Here is a 25,452-nt window from a genome sequence, read left to right on the forward strand (position 1 = left end):
AGCGCAAGACGGGGCGCAACACATGCGAGCTTGATCGCCGTCCACGCCATATTCGACCAGAACAGCGCCAGATACGCCCCCTTCGTCATACGCTTGTGAAGGAGGACGCTAAGCCCAGATCGACAGCATGATGGGGGTGAGCACTAGACGTAAAAGCGGGCAATCGGGGCGGACGATACCGGATCGGATAAGGCGGCATCTAAGCACCCGGCAAGCCCTCACCTCTAGCGGGCTTGGACCTGCCCTATCCTGAGCGACCTCTCAGCGCTTCGTGCAGATGCCCCGCGGCATCGCCTGCCAGGATCGTCGCCGTTGGCTGGGCGACGACGCTGCCCGCGGGCACGTCCTCCAGCAACCAGACATTGCCGCCGATCGTCGCGCCCCGACCGATCGTTACCCGGCCGAGGATCGTCGCACCCGCGTAGATCACCACGTCGTCCTCGACGATCGGATGCCGCGCCAGCCGCTCGCGCGCCGAGACATCGGTCACGCCGAGCGGGCTGCGGGCCCCCAGCGTGACGTGCTGGTAGATCTGCACGCGGTCGCCGACGATCGCGGTTTCGCCGATGACGACACCGGTGCCGTGGTCGATAAAGAAGCTGCGCCCGATCGTCGCGCCGGGATGAATGTCGATACCGGTGCGGTTGTTGGCGAGTTCGGAGATGATCCGGGCCACGATCGGCGCTCCCAGACCGTAGAGCGCGTGGGCGATCCGGTGATACAGTATCGCGACGATTCCAGGATAGCAGATCAGAATCTCGTCCGCGCTGCGGGCCGCCGGATCGCCGAGAAACGCCGCGCGGACATCGTCGTCGACCAGTTCGCGGATCGGCCCCAGTTCGGCAGCGAAAAGCCCGACGATCATTGCGGCCTGACTGACGTCGAACGCGAGAAGCGCCTCGCCTTGCCAATAGTCGAACTCGTTCTCGATCTGTCGCTGCAGTCCCGACAACGCGCGTCGCAAATGCGTCTCCACGAACGCATCCTCCATGCTTTCCGGCCCCGCAAACGCGCCAAGCCGCCCAGGGAAAAGCGCTGCAACCAAGTCATCGATCACGCGCACGGTCTCGTCCCGCGACGGAAACCGCGCGACATTGTGCCCACCAATGGCGTCCAGTCGCCACGTCGTCCTGGCGGCGCGCAATTCTTCGAGTGTGGATGCGAGATCGGGTGATGCATCCGGTGCGGTCAACGACATGATCAAATCCTTGTTGGGCTCAGCGCAGGTCCGGGTATCCGGCGCGTGCGGCATTTGACTGGAGCCTCATTATCGGTGCCGAGATGGCGTCGTCGGCCGGCGCGGTGTCCGCCAGGAACAGGCATGCCCGTACGGCGGCCAGTTCCGGGTCGAGCATCACGTGCCTAAGAGCGAATTCGAGCGCGGCGACCGTGGCGGCGCTGGTCGAGGCGGCGGTCACGAACGGCAACGTGGGCGACACCGGACTGCCCATGAGGATCCGCAGCCGCGCAATCAGTTCGGGCTCGAACCGGGCGATTGCCGCGTAGGTGACGCAGTCGATCGCGGCGATGTCAGCATCCCCCGCACCGACCGCGACGATGCTGCCGCGGTGCGATCCCGTCGCGATCACGGTTTGGAAAAAGCCGCCGGTAGCCGATGAATACCCCACGATCGGCGCCAGCGTCGCCCGAAACAGATTCATGCCGGTATTGGAGTGCGCATCATTGATCGCCGCGCGGGTGCCGCGAAACGCCTCGATCGACGCCCGCTCATCATTTGCGCGCGCGACAAGGATGCTGGTGTGCGTCGCGCCGACGCAGCCCGGCGCATCGTAGACCGGAAGGGCGACCCCACGGAGTGCCAGCGTCGTATCTACGGCCAGCGGATAGCCGCAGGCCTGCGCCAATAAAAGCCGAGGGTCGCGCCAGGTCGCCTGCACGCCTTGCGTCCGATCGAGGTGGGGCGGCACGTCCTCCACGCCCCGCTCGCGAAGCAGGCGCGCGATCGCGGTCCAGAGCTGATCGTTGGCGTTCCTTTGTGCCGGGTGATCGTACATGCCCAGCGAAGCAATCCGATGGGTCACGATAACGGTATCCGGTGCGATGGATGGATCATGTCGTCATGCGGATGGAACGCGAACCGTCGCACGATCTCGCCATATCCCCGGTAGATCGGGGCGCCGTGTGCGGCAAACCGTGCTCGGTGGATTTGATGATAGGCCGGCAAGTCATGCCAGGCGAGCGCCGGGCGCTCATGATGCGCCGCATGCAGATTATTGTTGAGAAATAGCAGCGCCAAAAGGCCGCCCTCCTCCACGCTGGCCGCTCGACCGGGACTGCCAAGATCTGCTCGGTGTTCGGCATAAGACCGCAGCATGGTCAATGCCATGCCGGGATAGACGAAGGTCAAGACATACCGGATCACGCTCAGCCCGACATGATCCAGCCACCAGAGCACTGCGATGAGCGCCGCGAGATGCGGTAGCCAGTCGCGAACCACCTGCACCGGTTGATGGATCGCACGGCGCCCTTCCCCGGCAAGAAAACGCAGAATTAGGATCGGCGGGCCGAAGACCATCTGCCCGAGCAGCGTCGATTGCAGCCGACCACATACTGCTCCCATACCACCGGTCGCGCTACGATACCGGGACTCGGGATCATGCTGGGGATCGGTGATGACCTCGGCCGCGTGATGGGCGCGGTGGCTGCGACGGTAGAGCCGATAGGGTAGCCAGAGCGACAAGGGCACAGAGCCGATCGCGTCGTTGATCGAGCGATTGCGCGTCGGGTGCCCATGAATCGTCTCGTGCTGCAACGATCCATGCCAGGCAAGCAACCAGCCGCCGACAAGGATGAGCAAGGGCCACGGAAGGACGGCATGAAACGCCGTTACGACAAACCAACTGCTGTATATTGCGGCTGCGACGAGCACCGTCCGCCACTGTACCGCTTCGCTGAGATCATCTCGCTGCATCGCCACCTCCAGTTGGAAATCGAATATCTATCGGGCTGGTAGGATTTGACAGTCGATTGCGCTTTAGAATGAGAAAATTCTGCTTGTGTGCTCGGCGAGGCCGGCCGGACCGTCACGGCTTTTGGAACAGGCATGGCCCATACTCGTGACCGGATAGGGTAATGGTCGCCGCGATCGGGAGCGGTTCATTTCGCTGAATCCGGACTGGTCGCAGCGGGCTTGCCGACGGGAGGGTCGATGGTCGTCATCGAATAGGTAGTGAAATGCCGCTTGGCATCGGCTGACCTGGACCGATGCGCCCTCGCCATCGGAAACGGTACTGCATAAGACGATGGCATGCGGATCGCGATCATCGACACGAGCACCACGCGAGCGGCGATCATCTCTGATGGCCTACGCGAAGCGGGGCTCGATGATATCGTCGTGATCGACGGGACGTTGGGGATGGTCGCGGCGCTCGAGAAGGCCGCGCCCGAGGTGGTGCTGATCAACCTCGAAAATCCCAGTCGCGACGTGCTCGAGGAGTTTTTCGCGGTGTCGCGCGCGCTGGCGCGGCCGATCGCGATGTTCGTCGACCAGAGCGACGCAGAGTCTACCGCCGCGGCGGTCGACGCAGGGGTGTCGGCGTATATCGTCGACGGGTTGGCCAAGCAGCGGATCAAGCCGGTTATCGACCTTGCGATCCGGCGGTTCCAGGCGTTTGCGCGGTTGCAGGCGGAGTTGCACGAAGCGCGCAGCGCGCTGGCCGATCGGACGACGGTCGACCGCGCCAAGGCGATCCTGATGAAACGCCGGGGTATCGACGAGCCGACCGCGTACGGCCTGCTCCGCGCGCAGGCGATGCGATCCAACCGCCGGATCGCCGAGATCGCCGATGCGATCATCACCAGCGATGCGCTCATGGGAGATTTGTGATGGCGCTCGACCGGGTCCGCATTGGTTTCCTGCCGCTGGTCGATGCGGCGCTGCCGATCCTCGCGCGCGAACGTGGGTTCGCGGAGGCCGAGGGACTGGAGATCGAGCTGGTCCGCGACATGACCTGGGCGACGGTGCGCGATCGGCTGCTGTACGGGCATACCGACGCCGCGCACATGGTCGCGCCGCTGGCGATCGCGACGGCGCTGGGGCGTGGGCGGCCAGCGGTGCCGATGGCGGTGCCGTTCGTGCTGGGGCTCAACGGCAACGCGATCACGTTGTCGCTGCCGCTCGCGGCGCAGGTGATGGAGGGGGACGCGCTTGGCGATCCGGTCGTGCTCGGTGCGCGGCTCAAGACGGTCGCGGTGGCGCGCGCTGCGGCGGGGCGGCGGTTGCGGTTCGGTGTGGTGCATCGCTATTCGAGCCATAACTACATGCTGCGCTACTGGCTCGCTGCGGTCGGCATCCGCCCGGATACCGATGTCGAGATCGTAACGACCAGCCCGACCTTCGCGGCGGATGCGCTGGCGGCCGGCGAAGTCGACGGCATCTGTGTCGGCGAACCTTGGAACGGCGTCGCGGTCGATCGCGGCGTCGGGCGGATTGCCTTGGTCACCGCACAGGTCTGGCGGCGCGGGGTCGAGAAGGTGCTGGCGATGCGCGAGACTACGCTGGTCGAGCGCGGCGACGTCGTCCACCGGCTGATCCGCGCGCTGCATGCTGCGGCTGCGCAGTTTGTAGATCCCGCCACGCTTGAAGAGAATGCGGCGATACTTTCTCGCGCGGACTATCTCGATGCGCCGGTTGATGCGGTGGCCCGCGCGATCGGCGACCGGGTGCGGCTGGTGAAGGACGCCGTGCCGATCCACGTTCCCGACTTCATGTTCCAGTACCGCGAGGCGGCGAACTTCCCGTGGCGGAGTCAGGCGGCGTGGCTGTATTCGCAGATGGTGCGGTGGGACGGCACGCCGTTCTCGGCCGAGGAGGCAAATGTCGCGCAAGGCGTGTTCCGTCCGGACATTTACCGCGCGGCGCTGGCCGGGTCGGGCGCGCCGTTGCCCAATGCGAGCTCGAAACTGGAGGGGGCGATTGGCGCGGACAGCATCGGTGCGGGGTCTACGCAGGGGCGGTTGATCCTCGGACGCGATGCGTTCTTCGATCGGCGCGCGTTCGATCCGGAGGATATCGAAGGTTATCTGGCGGGGCTGCCCTGACGGCAAGCGGCCCTGCACCTCCTTGTTCTCCCGCGAAGGCGGGAGCCCAGTCTGGGTCCCCGCCTTCGCGGGGAAACAATCTGCGTTTGGGTAGTGGCGATGCCGTTCAACCCAAATCTGCTGCATCTGCGAAATGACGCTTGCGCGATGGGGCCGCTTCGGTCATCTTCACACCGTTCGGCAAAGGAGTCGGACACGAAATCATCGCGAGACCGGTTCCAACGACGGGACCTGACCGCGTAGGACGATCGACCGATCGTCCATAGGCAACGAAGCCGCTCCGATGCGTCCGCAAGGTCGCCGTCGGGGCGGCTTTTTCTTTGTCCATCGCAGATGGGGGACCGACCATGTTGTTCGCATCACCGGGAATCGACATCACCGCGCCGAAGGCTACCAGGATCGACCTGTTCAGTGCCGCCACGCCGCAGATGCGCGCGTTCCACGTCACGTGGCTGGCGTTCTTCGTATGCTTCTTCGCGTGGTTCGCCGCCGCGCCGTTGATGCCGCTGATCAAGGCCGAATTCGGCCTCAGCAAGGACCAGATCGCCAACATCAACATTGCCGCGGTCGCCGTGACGATCCTGGTGCGGCTGGTGGTCGGACCGCTCTGCGACCGGTTCGGCCCCCGGCGCACCTATACGTGGCTGCTGCTGATCGGTGCGATCCCGGTGTTCGGGCTGGCGTTCGCGCAGACCTACGAGACGTTCCTGTTCTTCCGCCTCGCGATCGGCGCGATCGGCGCGTCGTTCGTCATCACGCAATATCATACGAGCGTGATGTTCGCGCCCAACGTCGTCGGCACCGCCAACGCGACCGTCGGCGGCTGGGGCAATGCCGGCGGCGGCGCGGCGCAGAGCCTGATGCCGCTGGTCGTCGCGGCGCTCGTCGGTCTAGGCGTCGAGCACGCCTTCGGCTGGCGCGCGGCGATGTTCGTGCCGGGCGTCGCGATGGTCGCGATGGCGTTCGTCTATGCGCGTTACACGCAGGACACGCCGCAGGGCGATATCGTCGACCTCCGCGCGGCGGGCATCGAACTGGACGGCGGCAAGGCGACCGGCATGGCGATCTTCCGCCGCGCCGCCGCCAATTACCGGACCTGGATGCTCGCCGCGACCTATGGCGCGTGTTTCGGGGTGGAGATCTTCATTCATAATATTGCCGCAAGTTATTACGTCGATCGGTTCGGGCTTTCGCTGACCAATGCGGGGCTGGCAGCAGGGATCTTCGGCGGGCTTGCGCTGTTCGCCCGTGCGCTCGGCGGGATCGCGAGCGACCGGATCGCGCTCAGCAAAGGCCTCGATGGCCGCGCGCTGCTGTTGTTCGCGCTGATGCTCGGCGAAGGCGTCGGGCTGGTGCTGTTCGGTCATGCCGGTAGCGTCACACTCGCGATCCTGGCGATGACGATGTTCGGGCTGTTCACGCACATGGCGTGCGGCGCGACCTATGCGCTGGTGCCGTTCATCGACCGCAAGGCGCTGGGCGGTGTCGCCGGGCTGATCGGCGCGGGCGGCAACATCGGCGCGGTCGCGGCGGGGTTCCTCAACAAGGCGTCGGCCACCCCGCAGCAATGCCTCATCGTGCTCGGCTACGTCGTTGCGGGCACCGCGGTCTGCGCGCTCGCCGTCCGCTTCTCCGCCACGCACAAATCGAACGAGCGCGCGCTGCTCAACGCCGCGCTCGACGCACGCCGCACCAGCGACCGCTCGGTCAACGGCGCGCTCCCCGCGTGACGCCTTCCCATTCCCGGCTTCAACCCGACTGGACGAACTGATGGAACACCAGACTATCACCCCCTCCCCCGACACCCGCGAACACCTCGTCGTGATCGGCAACGGCATGGCCGGCTGTCGCGCAGTCGAGGAACTGATCGCGCGCGATCCGACCCGGTACCGCGTGACGATCTTCGGTGCCGAGCCGCACGTGAACTACAACCGCATCATGCTGTCGCCGGTGCTGGCGGGCGAGAAGACGTTCGAGCAGATCGTCATTAACGACCACGCCTGGTACGCGACCAACACCATAGAGCTGGTGACGAGCGACCCGGTCCAGGCGATCGACCGCGCCGCCAGGACCGTCACTGCGCGGTCGGGGTTGACGGTGTCGTACGACCGGCTTCTGATCGCGACCGGCTCCGATCCGTTCATCATCCCCGTCCCCGGCAAGGACCTCCCCGGCGTCATCTCCTTCCGCGACATGGCGGACGTCGATCACATGCTGGAGGCTGCGGGCAAGGGCGGCGCAGCGGTGGTCATCGGCGGCGGGCTGCTCGGGCTGGAAGCCGCACACGGCCTCACGTTGCGCGGCATGAAGGTCACGGTGATCCACCTGATGCCGACGCTGATGGAGCGGCAGCTCGACGAGGCGGCGGGGTGGTTGCTCAAGTCGGCGCTGGAATCGCGCGGCCAGGTCATCCTCACCGAAGCGAATACCGCCGAGATCGTCGGCGATACCCGCGTCGAGGGCGTGCTGCTGAAAGACGGCACGCTGATCCCCGCGAGCCTCGTCGTCATGGCGGTCGGCATCCGACCCTCGGTGGCGCTCGCGCGTGACGCCGGGCTCGATATCGGCCGCGGAATCAAGGTCGATGACCACATGGTCACCAGCGACCCGTCGATCCTCGCGGTCGGCGAATGCGTCGAGCATGACGGCAACGTCTACGGCCTCGTCGCGCCGCTGTGGGACATGTGCCGCGCTCTCGCCGACGGATTGGTCGAGCAGCACAGCGGCTATCGCGGATCGGTGACCTCGACCAAGTTGAAGGTCGCCGGGCTCGACGTATTCTCGGCGGGCGATTTCTCCGGCGGTGCAGGCGCAGAGGACATCGTCCTGCGCGATGCGTCGCGCGGCATCTACAAACGCGTCGTGGTCAAGGACGACCGGATCGTCGGCGCGGTGCTGTACGGCGACACGACCGATGGCGGCTGGTATTTCGATCTGCTCAAGCGCGGCGAGGACATCTCGGCGGTGCGCGACATGTTGATCTTCGGCCAGTCGTTCGCCTCGGGAGGAGGCGCGGCGGACCCTAAGGCGGCCGTTGCGGCGCTCTCCGACGATGCGGAGATCTGCGGCTGCAACGGCGTCACCAAGGGCAAGGTCGTGGCGTGCATCGGCGCCGGCAATACGACGCTCGACGCGGTCCGCGCGACCTGCAAGGCGTCGGCATCGTGCGGATCGTGCACCGGCCTCGTCGAGACGCTGCTCGCGGTCACGCTCGGCGACGAATATTCGGGCGAACGTTCGGTGAAGACGGTCTGCAAATGCACCAGCTTCGGCCACGACGACGTCCGCCGCGAGATCGTCGCGCAGGGCATGCGATCGATTCCCGAAGTGATGCAGAAGATGAGCTGGTCGACCCCCGACGGGTGTTCGTCGTGCCGCCCCGCGCTCAATTACTACCTGCTGTGCGCGTTGCCGGGCGACTACAAGGACGACCAGCAGAGCCGCTTCGTCAACGAACGCGTGCACGCCAACATCCAGAAGGACGGGACCTATTCGGTCGTGCCGCGGATGTGGGGTGGGCTGACCAACCCGCGCGAGCTGCGCGCGATCGCCGATGTCGTCGAGAAATACGACGCGCCGATGGTCAAGGTGACGGGTGGCCAGCGGCTCGACATCTTCGGGATCAAGAAGGAGGATCTGCCCGCGGTCTGGGCCGATCTCAATGCCGCCGGGATGGTCAGCGGGCATGCGTACGGCAAGTCGCTGCGCACCGTAAAGACCTGCGTCGGGTCGGACTGGTGCCGGTTCGGAACGCAGGATTCGACCGGGCTCGGCGTCAAGGTCGAGCGGATGACCTGGGGCAGTTGGATGCCGCACAAGTTCAAGATCGCGGTCAGCGGCTGTCCGCGGAACTGCGCCGAGGCCACGATCAAGGATTTCGGTGTGGTCTGCGTCGACAGCGGCTACGAGCTGTCGGTCGGCGGCAATGGCGGGATCAAGGTCCGCGCGACCGACTTCCTGTGCAAGGTCGCGACCGAAGAAGAGGCGATGCATTACTGCGCCGCGTTCATCCAGTTGTACCGCGAGGAAGCGCGCTATCTGGAGCGCACCGCGCCGTGGATCGAGCGGATCGGCGTGGAATATATCCGCGAGCGGATCGCGGACGATCCGGCGGGCCGCGATGCGCTGGCGGCACGGTTCCTGTTCTCGCAGCAGTTCACGCAGGACGATCCGTGGGCGGCCCGTGCGGCGGGCGAGCACCGCGAACAGCATGCGCCGATGGCGCGCTTCACACCTCTGGACACGCCCGTCTTTCTCGGGAGGGAAATGGCATGATCGGCGAATGGCTCGATATCGGCTGGGTCGACGAGATCCCGGTCCGCGGCAGCCGGACGGTGCAGGTCACCGGTGGCGACGACATCGCGGTCTTCCGCACCGGCGACGGCAAGGTCTTCGCGCTGGCGGATCGCTGTCCGCACAAGGGTGGGCGACTGTCGCAGGGCATCGTGCACGGCGGCGCGGTGGCGTGCCCGCTGCACAACTGGCGGATCGCACTGGATACGGGCGAGGCGCTGGGCGAGGACAAAGGTTGTACGCCGGTGATCCCGGTGAAGGTCAGCGGTGGGCGGGTGCTCCTCTGCCGCACCTCGACCATGAAAGCCGCCGCATGATCCTCCCCGGCACGGGGAGGGGGACCGCCGCAGGCGGTGGAGGGGGGCCTCCACAAAGCAAGACGCCTGCAGGAGGGACTCCACGAAGGGGGACGCCTGCGGGAGCCCCCCTCCACCATCCATCGGATGGTCCCCCTCCCCGTGCCGGGGAGGATATCCGCACGACCTGCGCGTATTGCGGTGTCGGCTGCGGCATTCTCGCGACCCCGACGGGCGAGCGGTCCGTCACGATCAAGGGCGACCCCGACCACCCCGCCAACACCGGCAAGCTCTGCTCGAAGGGCACGCACCTCGGCGAGACGATCGGGCTCGAAGGCCGCCTCCTCACCCCGATGATCGGCCAGCGCCGCGCCTCCTGGGACAAGGCGCTACACCTCGTCGCCAAACGCTTCCGCGACACGATCGCGCAGCACGGGCCCAACAGCGTCGCGTTCTACGTCTCCGGGCAACTGCTCACCGAGGATTATTACGTCGCCAACAAGCTGATGAAGGGCTTCATCGGCTCGGCGAACATCGACACCAATTCGCGGCTTTGCATGGCAAGCGCCGTCGCCGGGCACATGCGAGCTTTCGGCGAGGATATCGTGCCGGCGAGCTACGACGATCTCGACGCCGCCGACCTGATCGTGCTGGTCGGATCGAACACCGCCTGGTGCCACCCGATCGTCTATCAACGCATCCGCACGCGCTGCGATGCGGGCGCCAAGCTCGTCGTGATCGACCCGCGCCGGACCGAAACCGCGGACGAGGCCGACCTGCACCTCGCGATCCGGCCCGGCACCGACGTCGCGCTGATGAACGGCTTGCTCGCGTGGTGCCGTGACGCGGGCGTGGTCGATTACGACTATCTCGCCGCGCACGTCGCCACGCCCGACGCGTTCTGGGACCAGATCGGCGAGGGCAGCGACCTTTGGTCGGTCGCGCGTACCTGCGACGTCCCGCCGCAGGATCTCAGGCGCTTCTTCGAACTGTTCGCCGCGACGCCAAAGACCATCACCATGTTCAGCCAGGGCGTGAACCAGTCGCTGTCGGGCACCGATCAGGTCAACGCGATTATCAACCTGCACCTCGCCACCGGCCGCATCGGCAAGCCGGGTGCGGCCCCCTTCTCGATCACCGGCCAGCCCAATGCGATGGGTGGGCGCGAGGTCGGCGGACTCGCGTCGTCACTCGCCGCGCACATGGATTTCGCGCCCGAAAACGTCGCGCGGGTCGGCCGGTTCTGGGCCGCGTCCAACATTGCGACCAAGCCGGGGCTAAAGGCGGTCGACCTGTTCCGCGAACTCGGCAACGGCCGGATCAAGGCGCTGTGGGTGATGGCGACAAACCCCGCGGTATCGATGCCCGATGCGGGCCGCGTACGTGAGGCGCTTGCCGGTTGCCCGTTCGTCGTCGTGTCCGATGTGGTCGAAACCACCGATACCTCGGTCCACGCGCATGTCCGCCTGCCCGCCGCGGCGTGGGGCGAGAAGGACGGTACCGTCACCAATTCCGACCGCACGATCAGCCGGCAGCGCGCGTTCATGACCGCGCCGGGCGAGGCGAAGCCGGACTGGTGGATCGTCTCCGAAATCGGGCGGCGGATGGGGTGGAAGACCGCGTTTTCCTATGACCGCCCGGCCGAGATCTGGCGCGAGCATTGCCGGTTGTCGGCCTATGAGAATGACGGCACGCGGCTATTCTTGCTCCCCGGTCACTCGGCCAAGAGCAACGCCGAGTATGACGCTATGCCCCCGTTCCGCTGGGGCGGGACACCGTTTGCGGATGGCCGGTACTCGACGCCAGACGGCCGCGCGCGGCTGGTGCCGGTGGCGCAGAAGCCGGTCGCGACGCCACTCGCGCAGTGGCCAATGACGCTCAACACCGGGCGCTATCGCGACCAGTGGCACACCATGACCCGCACCGGTCTGTCACCCAAGCTCGCGCGCCACCGCGAGGAGCCGCTGGTCGAGATACATCCTGACGACGCGGCGCGTCTCGGGATCGTCGATGGCGGGCTGGCGCGCGTGACGACACCGCAGGACGACACGCTGTTCCGCGCTAGCGTCATCGCGACGCAGCGGGTCGGCGAGCTGTTCGTGCCGATCCACTGGACCGACCGCACCGCGACCGGTGGCCGCGCCGGACTGCTCCCGCGCCCGCTTGCCGATCCGATCTCCGGTCAGCCGGGCTTCAAGTCGACGCCCGTGCGGATCGAGCCGGTCACAACCGAGTGGCGCGGTTTCGTCGTCGTGCGCGGCGAACTGGCGACCCGCCCCGATTGCCTGTGGGCCACGCGTGTCGCAGTGACGTGTGGGACCGCGTGGGACATGGCCGGCAACGGCGACCCTGCTGCACTCGACGCGCTGCTGCCCAAGGGCCAGCGGATCGAAGCGATCGATGCCGCGCGAGGCTCACGCCGGATCGCGATCCTCGACAACGGCAAACTGACCGCGGTGCTGTTCGTCACGCGCGACGGCAGGCTCCCACCACGCGACTGGCTCGTCGCGCAACTGAGTAAAGCGGTCGCGGCGCCCACCTTGCTCGCTGGCCGGGCGCCGGGTGTGCAGGTCGATCGTGGCCCGATCGTCTGCGCGTGCTTCGACGTCGGGCTGAAGACCATCCTCGCCGCGATCGCCGACCAGCAGCTCGCCGACGTACCTGCGATCGGGGCGGCACTGAAAGCCGGCAACAATTGCGGATCGTGCCGCCCCGCCCTTGCAAAACTCCTCGTCAACGAAGGATCAGCCCATGTCGCATGATTTCCCGCCCGGTTCGGTCTGGCTGGTCGGTGCCGGCCCGGGCGATCCCGACCTCCTCACGCGCAAGGCCGAACGCCTGCTCGCGGCGGCCGACATCGTCTTCTACGACGCACTAGTCGGCCCAGGCGTCCTCGCGCTCGTCCCGCCCGGGGCCGAGATGGTCGGTGTAGGAAAGCGGTCGGGGCGGCATTCGAAGGACCAGGTCTCGATCAACGCCTTGCTCGCCAGCGCAGCGCTCGACGGCAAGCGTGTCGTCCGGCTCAAGGGCGGCGACCCGTCGATCTTCGGCCGCTCGACCGAGGAGGTCGATCACCTCGCCGCCAGCGGCATCCCCGTTCGTATCTGCCCCGGCATTACGGCCGCCAGCGCCGCCGCAGCCTCGGGCGGCGCGTCGCTGACGCTGCGCGGCCTCGCGCGGAAGCTCACCTTCGTCACCGCACACGCCCGCGCGGGCGAAGCGCTCGATCTCGACTGGACCGCGCTCGCCGCGCCCGACGCTACGCTCGCCGTCTATATGGGCCGCGCCGCCGCCGGCGAAGTGTCACGCGAACTGATCGCCGCCGGGCGCGCGCCCGACACGCCGGTGATGGTCGCGGTCAACGTCTCGCTCCCGACCGAACGCATCCTGCGCGGCCGGCTGTCGGCGCTGGCGTTCCTGGTAGAGACGATCAGCGACAACGATCCCTCGCTGCTGCTGATCGGCGATGCATTGGCAGTATCGTCGATCGCGGCCGTAAACACGATGGCGCAAACGCGGGGCTTCGAGGTTGGGGTGGCATAAGGCCAAAGACCTAAGCTCGGCGGCCAGCGAACATGTGCTCGCCGATGGGGCCGCCCTCAACTCTGTCTCGCTCGCCCTAGCTCGACGTGGAACGTCTCCGGGTCTTGCAGTTCGCCCCGCCCGCTTTTGCCGCGCCGCCGGGAACGGTCAGCGTCACGATTCCGCGGCTGAGAGTGGCGGAATATCACAAGCCCTATGTCGCCGTGTGGCTGGAGCCAGTCGGTGGCGGCGCGCCGCGTACTCTGGCAGTGTGGTACGATCTCAAGAAGCGCGGCAATGATCCCGGGACCAAATGGCTCGCGGACCTGCGCGCATGGTGGCGCAAGAGTGGCCGCAGCATGACGATGCCCGCGGACGGCGTCAGCGGCGCGACGCGTGCGCCGGGCCAATACACCATCCCCATCCCCGCCGACGTCAAGCCCGGCCGGTATGTCCTGAACGTCGAGGCGGCGCGGGAAACCGGCGGTCCCGAACTCGTCTCCGTACCGCTTGCTGCCGGCGCTCGCACCACGGGCAAGACCGAACTCGGCGCTATCGCCATCTCCGCCCGCCAAGGATTACATCATGAAGCCTTTTGTCGCACGCCTGATGGCCGCTGCCGCGCTGTTGTCGATCCCCGCCGCGCTGTCGGCGCACCGTATGTGGCTGCTGCCGTCCGCCACTGTGTTCTCGGGGACCGACGGCTGGGTAACGGTCGACGCCGCCGTCTCGAACGACCTGTTCTTCTTCGATCACCAGCCACTCCGGCTCGACGGCATGAAGGTCTGGCAGCCCGATGGCAGCGAGGGCATGCTCCAGAACGGCGCGACTGGGCGCTATCGCTCGGTATTCGACGTGAAGCTCGACAAGCCTGGCACCTGGAAGATCGGCACGGAGATGTCCGCCGTCATGGGCAGCTTCAAGGTGGATGGCGTCGAGAAGCGCATCGGCGGTCGTTGCGGTCCGCTACAGCCGAACGCGCCCGCGCCGCTGACGACCGCGACATCCCCCCGCCAACGCGACCGACGTGAAGGTCACGGTGATCCCCGGCGGTAAGCGCTACCGCAACGACGAGGGCGCGCGAACTTACCACCGGTGCGGACGGCGTACTCAGCGTCGAATGGCAGACCGCAGGCATGTACTGGCTCAACGCCACGCTGACCGATGCCAAGGCAACGACCCCACGTGCCACCGAGCGGCGGATGAGCTATGTCACGACGCTCGACGTGCTGACGCCCTGAACGATTACCGAGGGTAAAGTCATGAGGGTCGCGCTGCCGCCGACGATCGACGCCGCGGCGTTCGCGGCCCACCATCCGTCGGCGGCGGTGTTCGATCTGCACGGCGAGACGATGGGGACGTCGTGGAGCGTGCGCTTCGCGGCGCCCGCGGGGGCCGCGGGGGCCGATCCGTCGCTGATCCGCTCCGCGATCGTCGCGCGACTGGCAAGGCTTGTTGCGGAGATGAGCCACTGGGCAAAGGACTCGCTGCTGTGTCGCTTCAACCGGTCGGCGCCTGACACCTGGACGACGCTGCCACCCGACTTCGCGCATGTCATGACGCGCGGCTTGGCGATCGCCGATGCCTGGGGTTTCGGCCCCGTCCCCATCGCTTGCCCACCAAGCACAGCCGAAATCGAGACGGCCCGCGCAACATCCGGCTGGTCGCAGCTGGCGTTCGCTCCCGGCGGCGCGCATCTTCGCTAACCCGGGGGCACCGCGCTCGACCTGTCGGGGATCGCCAAGGGCCATGCGGTCGATGTCATCGCCGATCTGTTGCGCGACGCCAGCATCCTGCATGCACTGGTCGAGATCGGTGGCGAACTCGTCGGGCGCGGTATCCGGCCCGACGGCGATCCCTGGTGGGTCGACCTCGAAAGCCCACAGGGCCTGACGCTTCCGCCGCTCAGGATCGCGCTGCACGGCCAAGCTGTCGCGACGTCCGGCGACTATCGTCGCGGCGCCCACCCGCTCGATCCACGCACCGGTCGGCCGATCAAGACGGGTGTCGTATCCGTCAGCGTGATCCACCAGACCGCGCTGGACGCCGACGCTTGGGCGACCGCGCTCACCGTCCTCGGCCCGGACGGCCTGGGCCTCGCGGACGACCACGGCATTGCCGCCCGGCTCGTCGCGATGATCGACGGCCAACCGCAGGAGTACGTCACTCCAGCGCTCGCGGAGATGATCGATGCCTGACAGCCACGGGCGCCGTGCCTGACGGCCGTATTTCCCCGTGGAGGCGGGACCTAGACTGGACTCCCGCCTCCACGGGAGAACAAGGAGCGCAAGATGTTCTACGGGGACAGCCCCAACAAAATCGGGTCCGCTCCAAACCGCTCTCGCCGGACCAAGGATAAAAATGCAGAACGGAGTGAACCCCGCCGGCGGGCTCCATGAGCAGGGTAACGCCAAGATCAGCGAGAAGGGCGGCAGGCCCGCTACCTATGTCCACCAATATGCGATCAACACCTTCGTCCCAACGACCGACTCTGCGGTGGCGGCGGCGGATGCGTATTGGGCGAAAATGAAAGATTACTGGTCCGCGGGCTGCGTTGAATGTGCCTCGCAACCGCCCAAGGGATGGCGCCTCCGCCTCGAGAAGACGCGTCGGACGGGTCGACTACGGGTCATCAGTTGATGCTGCTGGCCGATCATATCGTCGCGGGCGACAGCATCGAAGATTGGAGAAGGCCGAGGCCAAGGCTGCCAATTCGCTCAGGCAGGAAACCGAAACGTAATGAGAGCCTGCACGTTAGCCCGAGCGACGACCCGTATTGAACATGGACCGGTTATGGCTCTCCGCGGGTGCTCTTGCGCTGCCGACTTCCGCCATAGCGGTGACTGCTGGCGTGGAGAGTCCCGCGACCCCTCGTCGGTCGGCCTTCTAAGTCGCCGGCACGGGCTCCTGTCATCACATAGATTCTCCGCTGCGCTCATTGATCCAGGCGCGGGTCTGCGCCAAGACTTCGTCGGATAGCGCAGGATCGTCGATCGCGCCCAAAGGCCAGCCGTCCTCGGCTGGCCTCATAAGTTTAGCGAACGGCTGACGCTTAGAACTTGGCGCGAATGCCACCCAGGAACTGGCGACCTGGATAATAGACGCTGTACGCGGCGTTGTCGTAGCCAAACGTCGTGCGCAGCGGCTCGTTCGTAATGTTCAGAACGTCGAGAGTAAGACGCAACCGGTTGTCGAAGAACGGCAGCTGATATCCGACCGACATGTCGAACTGACCGCGCGCATCGGCGCGAAGCGGCACGGGAATGTTGTTCTGCGGGCCATTCGCGGCGATCGATTCGTCGTTCCAGACATAGTTCAGGCTGAGCGATACGCCGTGGCCTTCGTAGAAGCCCTGGAGGTTGTAGCTCCATGGCGCGATGCCCGATGCGACGAGCCCGGTGTCCGACTTCTGGGTGATCCGCGTACCGTTCGCCGAGAAACCGAGCCCGCGGACTAGGAAATCGAGCGGCTGGACCCAAGTCGCCTCAACGCCCTGGATCTTGAGCTGGTTCAGATTGACCGGCTGCGTCACGACGATCTGCGCGACGTCGGGACCACCGCGACCGTTGATCGCCTGCTGCTGCGTCGTGGTCAGCGTGCTGAAAGCAAGGTTCAGCGCCGAGAACGGCACCGTCGACTGGATGTTGGCGGTAAACCCGTCGATGTTCTTGCGGAAATACGATACACCGACATAGCCGATGCCGCCGGTATAATATTCGCCGCCGAGATCGATGTTCTCGGACGTGTAGGGCTTTAGGTTCGGATTGCCTGCGGTCGCAACCTGAGCGCCCTGATCAGAGAAAGTCAGGCCCGGCAGCAGCGATCCTGCATCGGCGCGGGTCATGCTGATCGAGGTCGCAAAACGCAGCTTGAGGCGACTCATCACATCATAGGTCAGATTGAGCGATGGCAAGACCTTCTCGTAAGACGAGTCCTGAACCACGTCGACGAGTCCCGCCGCCACTTGAACCGGGCCAGCAACGCGTTGGTCGGTATGCACGTAGCGAACGCCCGCGTTGGCGCGCAGTTCACGACCGAAGATTTCCGTAACGCCATTGCCCTCCATGTAGAAGCCAAACGTCTTTTCGAGGATATCGCCGGTCGTCCCGCCGGTTACCGAACCGCGGGCTTCGGGCGCGTTGTCGAGGAAAGACTGGTAGTTGGTCGCCGCTTGCAGCTCTTTCAGCTTCGTCGAGATGATGCTGGTATACCCAACATTGCCCTTCGATAGCTTGCCGATATCCGTGACGTTCAGGCGCTCAAGATACTGCGACAACTGCGCGTTCGTGACGCTGCCGGTGGTGCCGTCGCACGTCGCACCGCAGACCGACGTCTGGTAGGCAGTCGAGTTGTCGTACGCGCGGACGTTGCGCAGCGCGCTGTCATAGGCGCCACCGAACTTCAAGTTCATGGTCGCGTCGCCAAGGGTGAAGTCGACATGCGCGCCCTTGGTCTCGGTCTTGCGGCGCACGCTCTGGACGTTCTGGCGATACCATTTCCAGCCGAGGTTCGGATCGCCCAGATCGACGTTCGAGGTGATGACCGGCTGCGGATTGTTGCTGTCGGTATTGTCGTAAAACGCGTTGATCCCGGTCTCGCGCGGGGTCTGGATCAGGAAGCTCGGCTGTTCGCGGTAGAAAGTGCTCTTACCGTAATTGACCTGTGCCTCGACCTTGAACGTGTCGCTCGGTGCCCAGGTGAGGCTTGGGTTCACATTGTAGAATTCGGTGGTCTGGCGGAAAATGCTCTCCTCAAGGAAGAACACCGAGTTCGCAAACGTGCCGCTGGTGACGACGTTGTTCGCGTCCACCGTCAAGCCGATCGGCACCATGCCGCCGGTCGAGGTCGGATCGGTACCGGGGCCCGAATTGCGAACGTACCAGTTCATGTTCGACTTGACGTAATCGCGCTTCGACTTGGCGTAGATGCCGTCGAGCGCGAAGCTGAGCGTGTCGGTGGGGCGGAACTCAAGTGCGAGCAAGGCCGAATAGCGCGAGCGGGTCCCCTGCGTCACGTTGTTGCGGCCGAGACGCGGGATCAGCGCGCTGCGGATCTGCGTATCGGTCAGCCCCGAGGTCGCCGCGAGATTGACCGGCGCACCCGGCGTCAGGCCAAAGCCAGTGTTGCGCGGCACGACCGGCGCATAGGCAAAGCCATTGCCGCCGACGTCACCCACACCCGCCCGCCCGGTCGGGACGTTGCCGTCTGTGTAGCCGACCGTCTCGAAGCCATCGACACGGGTCTTCTGGTCCACGCCCTGCAAGCCGATCAGGATGCCGAACTTGTCCCAGGTCTTGCTGGCGACGATCGCGCCACGCGGGCCGAAGCGATTGTTTGTGTCGTTATATTGGCCTTGCCCGACGACCGTCAGGTGCGTGCCGGGATTGTCGAACGGCCGCGCGTTGCGCAAGTTGACCGTACCGGCGATCCCGCCCTCCAGAGTCGATGCGACCGGCGATTTCAGAACATCGAGGCGCGTGAAGAGTTCGGACGGGAAAAAGTCGAGATCGACCTCGCGGTTGCCGCCACCAGTCCCGTTCGTGCCGCCGTCAGATGCGATTGCGATCTGGGTGTTGTTGAGCAGGACCTTCGAGAAGCTCGGGCCGAGACCTCGGATTGCGACCTGTACGCCTTCACCCGTGATGTCGCGGTTCAAGCGGACGCCCGGAATGCGGTTCAGCGTTTCGGCAAGATTGGTAGCGGGCAGCTTGCCGATGTCTTCGGCGAAGATCGAATCGCCAAACGCGACGGCATTACGCTTGGCGTTGGTTGCGCTTTGAAGGCTGCCACGAATCCCGGTAACGACGATCTCGTCGGTCGCGCCGAGCCCATTGTCAGCGGCGGTCGTGCTCTGCCCGGTTGCATCCGCAGGAGCGGGTTCGGCCTGGGTGGTTGTACCGGTGATCCCCTGCTGACCCGGCGCGACCGGCGCTGTCGTGCTGGACGAAGCGACCTGCGCAGCGGCGGGTGCAACACCGCCCACGACGGTGACCGCAACCGCGGCAAGCAATGCCACGCGAACATGATGACGGCGTACGATGAAATTCATTCTCGGTCCTCTCCTCATAACTTCCCCGCTTCGTCGTCGGGGTAAGTCAACCATCTGCGCCTGATAGCGCTATCACGGTATCGGTGATAATTGGCCTGACCAGCTCTGTCAACTGGACGACCTAACGGTATCGGTAGAGTTTTATACGCTGAATTTGCCAGTCTCCAGCCGGCAAGCTGATATGGCGCCCCTGGTGCGTTTGATCGCCGTTGAGCAGCCGCCCCGGAACCCAGCGACCTGCAGCGTCGAACCGTCCTTCGAAGGCACTATCGATGCCGACGAGCGCCGGTCCATCGCCGATAGGCTTGAACGTAACCGTGATACCCTGGCCTGCGACCAAGAATTCCTGAGCGCCGGTTTGAATGATCAACCCGCCATAGCTCGCGGTATCAGGCTTTGCGACGGGCCGTTGAATGTCGGCGTAGGCAACCGTGAAGCGATAGCCGCCGATGTCTCGAACCTGAGGCTCGTAGACGACGGTCTCGTCGTACAACACGCGCGGTTTGAAGCCGGCCATACGGTTTGATCCCTGCGCCGCAAGGATCTCCGGTGCAAGTTGATCGATCACGTCATAGGCCTTGGCCAGATCGCCCGGCGCATCATCGACCGAGTCGATCGAGAAAGGTCCAAAACCGATCGCATCATGCTCGCCATATGCATAAAAGGCATTCGCGGGGACCGCGGCATTGTCTGCGTTGTTCGCCTCCGGAATGAAGAGCGGATTATCGGGACGCTTATAGCGCCCCACCAAGTCGACATAGTTCGGGAAATAGATGTCCGGCGCCAGAAAATCGATCGCAGGTGCGCCCGCCTTCCAGACATCTATCAAATGCGGCAATGGGCCGCCGCTCGGATATTCGCCCGGCGCGCGACCGGGGCGATTCAATGCAACGTTGACATACATCGGCATCGGGTACGCCGCCTTGCCTGCCATGGTCAGCTGATCGGCGAACCGTGCATAATACCACGCGGTAAATACCTCCGCGGCTGCGTCACCCTCGCCGAACAAATCCTCCCAAGACCCTTGCGTCTTGGCGCCCCGCTCAACCCACATCGCCTGCATCTCGGGGACAAGGCTTGCCTTGTGCTGTGTCAGATACTGGACGAGGTCGGCCGGTACCGGCTGTCGATATGCCGCTTCCGCCAGCGGCCCGTAATCGCGCGCGACCGGCAGCATGCCGATCTCGTTCTCGACCTGCATCATAACGACGGTATTCTGCGTACCGTCGATCGCTTTCAAATGCGTCATCAGCGCGGCGTAGGCGCGCTGATCGGCCTTTAGCGTCTCAGGTGCAAACGCCGAGAGAATATCGACGCCCTGCCCGTTGGGTCCCTGTGCCCGCGGGAACCGCGCCTGGTCGCGCTTCACCCACGACGGTACGTAGGTCGACATCGAATTCTTCCACGCGCCAAACCAAAGGATCACCAGTTTCAGGTCGGCCGCACGCGCATCACGTACCATCGCATCGACCGAACTCCAGTCAAACCGCCCCTCCCGCGGCTCAATGAGTTCCCACGCCACGGGCGCGAGCACTGTGTTGAGATGCATCGCACGCAGCTTCTTCCAGTGCGGCGCCATGTAGGCGGCGCTGGACGCTGCCGAATTACTCAGTTCGCCGCCGATGATCAACATTGGCTTGCCGCCGACGATCAACTGCGTCGCGCTACCCTGTTTGCGTAGGGAGGGTGCATCGGCAAACGCCGGCGTTGCCGCTGTAGTTGCAAGGGCCGCCAGCATGAGCAGAGCCGATCGAGATTTCATTATTTGACTCCAAATAAGACAGGAATTTATTCAATTAAGGAATGAGGTAAGATCCAAATTGGGTACTGGCCGTCGGATCTACCAACGCCGATGCAGATACCTGCAATTCAAGGGCGTTGTCGCATCTTGGAATGTTATGAGCATTGAACAGTCGAGTCTGGCATCGCCCGCTCGGGACATTGCGCCTTGGCATCGTATCTCGAGCTTGCCATTTGCGACCAAGGCTATCGACCTCTCCTCTCACCGAAAGCCGCATTGTTACCGATGCTGTCACCTTGATAGCGATAACATGTCTGACAAACCGAGCAATTGTCAACCGAAGGCGTACCAGTATGGGCGTGAGGCCGTGGCGATCTCGAACGTTGCGGCGTGCCATTCGGTCCTGTGAACTAACGGGTCAATAACCCCGCGGGCGCCACGACAGAAGCGTATTGGCAGCGTAGCGGTCGGCTGCGGAGCCCGGACGGCCGATCCGACTTTCAAATTTTCAATGCCACCACAGCCTGCAGATTGTCGGACATAACACATCCAGCGGGGGTCGCTACGGATCGTTAGGCGGTCGATTTCCACTGCGGCATCGACCGCTTTAATTGAATTAGGACCAAACGAGACTATCGGCTTTGCACACTACGTCGTGCGGGCTCGCCAGCCTCGACCGGATAATCCTCCAGCTTGTTGCCGAGCACGATCTCGGTCCCGTCGTTCTTGACCAGCACCTTCCGGGCCCGCGTCCCTGGTTCGCCGCCGTTGACGCCCCAGGGCGGCACGAACCAGCGATCGTCGCGGATCGCGATCACGCCGGGCTGGAGGAAGCGGTCCACCATGTTGATGCCGTTGCCGCCGCGGTGCAGCCCTGCCCCGCCGCTGTCCGCGACCGTCTCGTACGTCTCGATCCGCAGCGGGAAATAGCGTTCGAGGAACTCGTTCGGCACGTTGGTAAAGCCGGGCCACAGCGAGTGCCCATCGGGCCCGTCGCCCATCGACCGTGCGGGGATCCCGCCGAAGCCGATCTGGAACAGCTGGAACCATTTTCCGCTCTCGTCGAGCCCCGAATAGAACAGATGCGGCGACGACGAGAAGCCGGCGGCGTTGAGAAACTCCGGCGTCTTCTGCCCGAGCAGCCCGCCGAGAATGTCGAACAACCGGCCGAGCGCATGCGTCCGCCCCGACAGCGCCGCCGGAAAGCGCGGCTTGAGCAGCGACCCTTCCGGTATCCGCACGTCGATGAGATCCTAATAGCCGTCGTTGAACAGGATCTGCGGATCGAAGACCATGATCATGTAGCTGCCGAAAAACATCTTCATCATGTTTTCGTTGAGCAGGAAATTGATCGACACCTGGCTCTGCGGATCGGTGCCGTCGAAATCGAGGATGACGCGGCCGTCCTCGCGCCACATCGTGCACTCGATCTTGTATGGGCCGTAGTCGAGCCCGTCGTCGCAGATGTAATCCTCGAAGCTGACCTTCTCCTCGCCGATCGCGGTCTCGACGAGCTGCTTCATCGCGCGGTAGTTGCGCTCCAGCAGCAGGTCGGTGGCGGACGCGTAGACGTCGTCGCCGAACCGCTCGCACATCTCGATGATCCGGCGCGAGGCGACGCGGCACGAGGCGATCAGCGCGTTCAGATCGGCGCGGCACCAGTCGGGCGTACGCGTCTGATGCATCACCAGGTTGAGCAGGTCCTCGTTGTAGACACCCTGCTTCCACAGCTTCACCGGCGGGATGCGAATCCCCTCCTGGAAGATGCTGGTCGCGTCGATCGGCATCGATCCGGGCACCTTGCCGCCGATGTCGCTCATATGCCCGAACATCGAGGTGTAGGCGACGACGCGGCCGTCCTTGAGCACCGGCATCAGGACGAGCCAGTCGTTGAGGTGGCTGATCGCGCCCTGCACCGAATAGGGATCGTTGAGGAAGATCAGGTCGCCGTCCTCGACGGTGCCGTCATAGCTTTCTAGGAACGGGCCGATATACGAGCCGAACTGGCCGACGATCCTGCGGCCCTTGCTGTCGGCGATCAGCGGGAAGGCGTCGCCCTGTTCGCGGATGCCGGGCGACATCGCAGTGCGGACGAGCGTCGCGTCCATCTCGATGCGGGCGTTGCGGAGCGCGTTTTCGATCACCTCCAGCGTGACGGGATCGATCGGCACCGTCTCGAACGGTGTGGCGTTGGCCTGGATGATGCGTGCGGGCATGATGGTCCTCTCAGGCCAGATTGATCAGGATGTTGCCGACCGAGTCGACGATGCCGGTGCAGCCGCCTTCGATCAGCGTCGTGGAATCCATCTCGACGATGATCGCCGGGCCGGGGATGACGTCGCCGGCGCGCAGTTTCGACCGGTCGTAGATGACCGCAGGACGCATCGCGCCGTCGGTCCAGAGCTCGTGGTCGCGCAGTTTGGCGGCGATGGGGTCGCCGTTGCCTTCCCTCAGCACGGGCGGCTTGAGATCAAGCAGCGGCCCGAGTGCCACGGCGCGCAAGTTCACGAGTTCGTGCGCGGTTTCCATGTTGAAGGTGAACAGCCGGTGATGCTCTTCGTCGAACCGCGCGGCGACGCCGGCGAGCCCGTCGCGCGCGAGGGTCTCGGCATCGATCGACAGCGGCACCTCGAACGCCTGGCCTTCGTAGCGAACGTCGATCTCGAACAACGAGGTGATGTCGCTGTCCGCGATCCCCTCTGCGGCGAGTTCGGCGCGGGTCTGCGCGGCCATCTCGTTGAGGATCGCCTGGACTTCGCTCTCGTCGGTCTCGTTGAACCGGCGCGAGAAGCTGCGCGCGGTCTCGGTCCGCATCTGCGTGGTGGCGTCGCCGAGCGCGCACAGCACGCCCGGGCTGACTGGCGACACCGCGGGCCAACTGCCCATCAACCGCGCGACCGCGTTGACGTGGAGTGGCCCCGCCCCGCCGAACCCCATCAATGCGAAGTGCCGCGGATCATAGCCGTGCTGGACCGAGATCATGCGGAGCGCACCGAACATGTTCTCGTTGACGATATCGATGATCCCGCGCGCCGCCTGCATCAGGCCAATGCCGAGCTTGTCGGCGATCCCCTGCACGGCAATCTTGGCGCCCTCGCGGTCGAGCTTGAACGCGCCGCCGAGCAGCGATTCAGGCAGATAGCCGAGCACGACATTGGTGTCGGTCACGGTCGGCTCGACGCCGCCTTTGCCGTACGCAACCGGCCCCGGCACGGGCCCGCGGACCGCGGACCTACCCGCAGCGCGTTGGTCAGTTCGGGGACGTAGGCGATCGAGCCGCCGCCAGCGCCGACCGTCTTCACGTCGAGCGCGGACGCTCGCACCGCCAGATGGCCTACCTCGGTAGTGCGTACTCGGCGCGCCTCGAGATTCTCGATCAGCGCAACGTCGGTCGACGTGCCCCCGACGTCGAGCGTCAGGATGTTGCGGATGCCCGCGTTCTTGCCGACCCACAATGCGCCGGTCACGCCGCCCGCTGGCCCCGACATCAGCAGCGACACCGGATGCTCCTCAGCCTTTTCCGACGACATCAGCCCGCCATCGGAGCGCAGCAACGATAGGCTCCCCGCCATGCCGCTGTCGCGCAGCTTGGTGCGCAGGTTGCGGACATAGTTGCTCATGATCGGGCGAACGGCGGCGTTGGCGACGGTCGTCAGCGTGCGCTCGTATTCCTGCATCTCGGGCAGCACGACATGGCTCAGCGACAGCGGCACGTCGGGCAGGATCTCCGCCGCCAGCTCGGCCTCGCGCAGTTCGTGCGCGCCGTTCAGATACGCGTTGATCAACGACACCGTCAGCGCCTCGATCCCTTGCGCCTTCAACGCCTCCAGCGCCGCACGGATATCGGCATCGTCGATCGGACGGACCTCGTTGCCCTGCGCATCCATCCGCCCGGCGATCTCGACGGTATCCTCCAGCGCGGCGAGCGGCTCGGGCTTCGGCCAGACGATCCAGCCGGCAAGGCCCCCGGGCACGAAGCTGCGCGCGATCTGCATGATCTGGCGATAGCCCTCGCTTGTGACGAGACCGACGCGCGCCCCCTTGCCTTCCAGCACCGCGTTGGTCGCGACGGTCGTGCCGTGGAGGAAGAACTCGACCTCGGCAGGCGTGATCCCCGCCTCCGCGCAGATCGCGTCGACCCCGGTCAGGATACCAACCGAGCTGTCGTGCGGCGTCGACGGCGTCTTGTGCCGCCAGAACCCGCTGCTTTCCTGATCCAGCAGCAGCAGGTCGGTGAAAGTCCCACCGACATCGACGCCCAAACGATAAGCCATGATGTCCCCGCTATGATGATCGCGCGGCCACCATCCGGGCCGGCGCTTTTGCTGGGGCCTTCCTAGAACCGCGCGATGACGCGATTGGCCCGCGTCACCGCGACTATCCGCTGTGCGACTTTTCGGGCGTGGCGATTGGTCACGCGCGGCCACGTTCATCACGGTGTTAGCCTTGCAGGAGAAGCCGTCATGATCGTCCGCCCCGAACTTCGCGCC

The 25,452-nt window shown here is 65.2% G+C and carries 14 protein-coding genes and 4 pseudogenes; 11 read left to right on the forward strand and 7 right to left on the reverse strand.

Annotated features, from left to right (window positions below; translation table 11 throughout):
- Positions 1-244: 244 nt before the first annotated feature.
- From epsC to C8J46_RS01720, 3 genes are read right to left on the reverse strand one after another with little or no spacing between them, the layout of a single operon-like run.
- Positions 245-1,198, reverse strand: a complete 954-nt coding sequence (gene epsC / locus C8J46_RS01710) for a serine O-acetyltransferase EpsC (RefSeq protein WP_132734469.1) — start codon at positions 1,196-1,198, stop codon at positions 245-247.
- A 19-nt stretch (positions 1,199-1,217) separates the two neighbouring features.
- Positions 1,218-2,042, reverse strand: a complete 825-nt coding sequence (locus C8J46_RS01715) for a PhnD/SsuA/transferrin family substrate-binding protein (RefSeq protein WP_132734471.1) — start codon at positions 2,040-2,042, stop codon at positions 1,218-1,220.
- Positions 2,039-2,932 (reverse strand): fatty acid desaturase, encoded by an 894-nt coding sequence (locus C8J46_RS01720; protein WP_132734473.1) that lies wholly within the window; start codon positions 2,930-2,932, stop codon positions 2,039-2,041. Before C8J46_RS01720 ends, C8J46_RS01715 begins: the two co-directional genes overlap by 4 nt.
- A 336-nt stretch (positions 2,933-3,268) precedes the next feature.
- Here C8J46_RS01720 and C8J46_RS01725 point away from each other — a divergent pair, with 336 nt between their 5' ends.
- The 11 genes and pseudogenes from C8J46_RS01725 (at position 3,269) to C8J46_RS01775 (ending at position 15,812) form a co-directional block, all read left to right on the forward strand.
- Positions 3,269-3,847 carry an ANTAR domain-containing protein gene (locus C8J46_RS01725; protein WP_060525221.1) on the forward strand — a complete coding sequence of 193 codons (579 nt, stop codon included), beginning with the start codon at positions 3,269-3,271 and terminating at the stop codon, positions 3,845-3,847.
- Entirely contained in the window at positions 3,847-5,061 is a 1,215-nt protein-coding gene (locus tag C8J46_RS01730; protein ID WP_132734475.1) for a CmpA/NrtA family ABC transporter substrate-binding protein, read from the forward strand. The genes C8J46_RS01725 and C8J46_RS01730 overlap by 1 nt, the downstream gene beginning before the upstream one ends.
- 347 nt (positions 5,062-5,408) lie before the next feature.
- Complete coding sequence (locus C8J46_RS01735) at positions 5,409-6,791, forward strand: MFS transporter (RefSeq protein WP_132734477.1); 1,383 nt, start codon at positions 5,409-5,411, stop codon at positions 6,789-6,791.
- A 40-nt stretch (positions 6,792-6,831) separates the two neighbouring features.
- Complete coding sequence (gene nirB, locus C8J46_RS01740; RefSeq protein WP_132734479.1) at positions 6,832-9,336, forward strand: nitrite reductase large subunit NirB; 2,505 nt, start codon at positions 6,832-6,834, stop codon at positions 9,334-9,336.
- Complete coding sequence (gene nirD / locus C8J46_RS01745) at positions 9,333-9,671, forward strand: nitrite reductase small subunit NirD (RefSeq protein WP_175518279.1); 339 nt, start codon at positions 9,333-9,335, stop codon at positions 9,669-9,671. The genes nirB and nirD overlap by 4 nt, the downstream gene beginning before the upstream one ends.
- Positions 9,668-12,412, forward strand: a complete 2,745-nt coding sequence (locus tag C8J46_RS01750; protein WP_132734481.1) for a nitrate reductase — start codon at positions 9,668-9,670, stop codon at positions 12,410-12,412. The genes nirD and C8J46_RS01750 overlap by 4 nt, the downstream gene beginning before the upstream one ends.
- Entirely contained in the window at positions 12,402-13,193 is a 792-nt protein-coding gene (cobA, locus tag C8J46_RS01755; RefSeq protein ID WP_132734483.1) for a uroporphyrinogen-III C-methyltransferase, read from the forward strand. Before C8J46_RS01750 ends, cobA begins: the two co-directional genes overlap by 11 nt.
- A gap of 86 nt (positions 13,194-13,279) precedes the next feature.
- Positions 13,280-13,744, forward strand: a pseudogene (locus tag C8J46_RS01760) (DUF2271 domain-containing protein); the annotation flags it as partial.
- A 13-nt stretch (positions 13,745-13,757) separates the two neighbouring features.
- Positions 13,758-14,228, forward strand: a complete 471-nt coding sequence (locus C8J46_RS01765; protein ID WP_347812366.1) for a DUF4198 domain-containing protein — start codon at positions 13,758-13,760, stop codon at positions 14,226-14,228.
- A 296-nt stretch (positions 14,229-14,524) separates the two neighbouring features.
- Positions 14,525-15,370 (forward strand): annotated as a pseudogene (locus tag C8J46_RS01770) (FAD:protein FMN transferase).
- 163 nt (positions 15,371-15,533) lie between these two features.
- On the forward strand, positions 15,534-15,812 hold the full coding sequence (locus C8J46_RS01775) for a hypothetical protein (protein ID WP_132734485.1): 279 nt from the start codon (positions 15,534-15,536) through the stop codon (positions 15,810-15,812).
- 412 nt (positions 15,813-16,224) lie between these two features.
- On the opposite strand, the gene C8J46_RS01780 is transcribed toward C8J46_RS01775, so the two are convergent.
- The 4 genes and pseudogenes from C8J46_RS01780 to C8J46_RS01795 form a co-directional block, all read right to left on the reverse strand.
- A complete protein-coding gene (locus tag C8J46_RS01780; RefSeq protein WP_132734487.1) occupies positions 16,225-19,221 on the reverse strand; it encodes a TonB-dependent receptor in 2,997 nt (998 codons plus the stop codon).
- 121 nt (positions 19,222-19,342) lie between these two features.
- Entirely contained in the window at positions 19,343-20,983 is a 1,641-nt protein-coding gene (locus C8J46_RS01785) for a DUF5597 domain-containing protein (RefSeq protein WP_132734489.1), read from the reverse strand.
- 641 nt (positions 20,984-21,624) lie between these two features.
- Positions 21,625-23,178, reverse strand: a pseudogene (locus C8J46_RS01790) (hydantoinase B/oxoprolinase family protein); the annotation flags it as partial.
- Positions 23,179-23,188: 10 nt separating this feature from the next.
- Positions 23,189-25,236, reverse strand: a pseudogene (locus C8J46_RS01795) (hydantoinase/oxoprolinase family protein).
- Between the last annotated feature and the right edge of the window lie 216 nt (positions 25,237-25,452).

Source organism: Sphingomonas sp. PP-F2F-A104-K0414 (assembly GCF_004340945.1).
Classification (GTDB): domain Bacteria; phylum Pseudomonadota; class Alphaproteobacteria; order Sphingomonadales; family Sphingomonadaceae; genus Sphingomonas.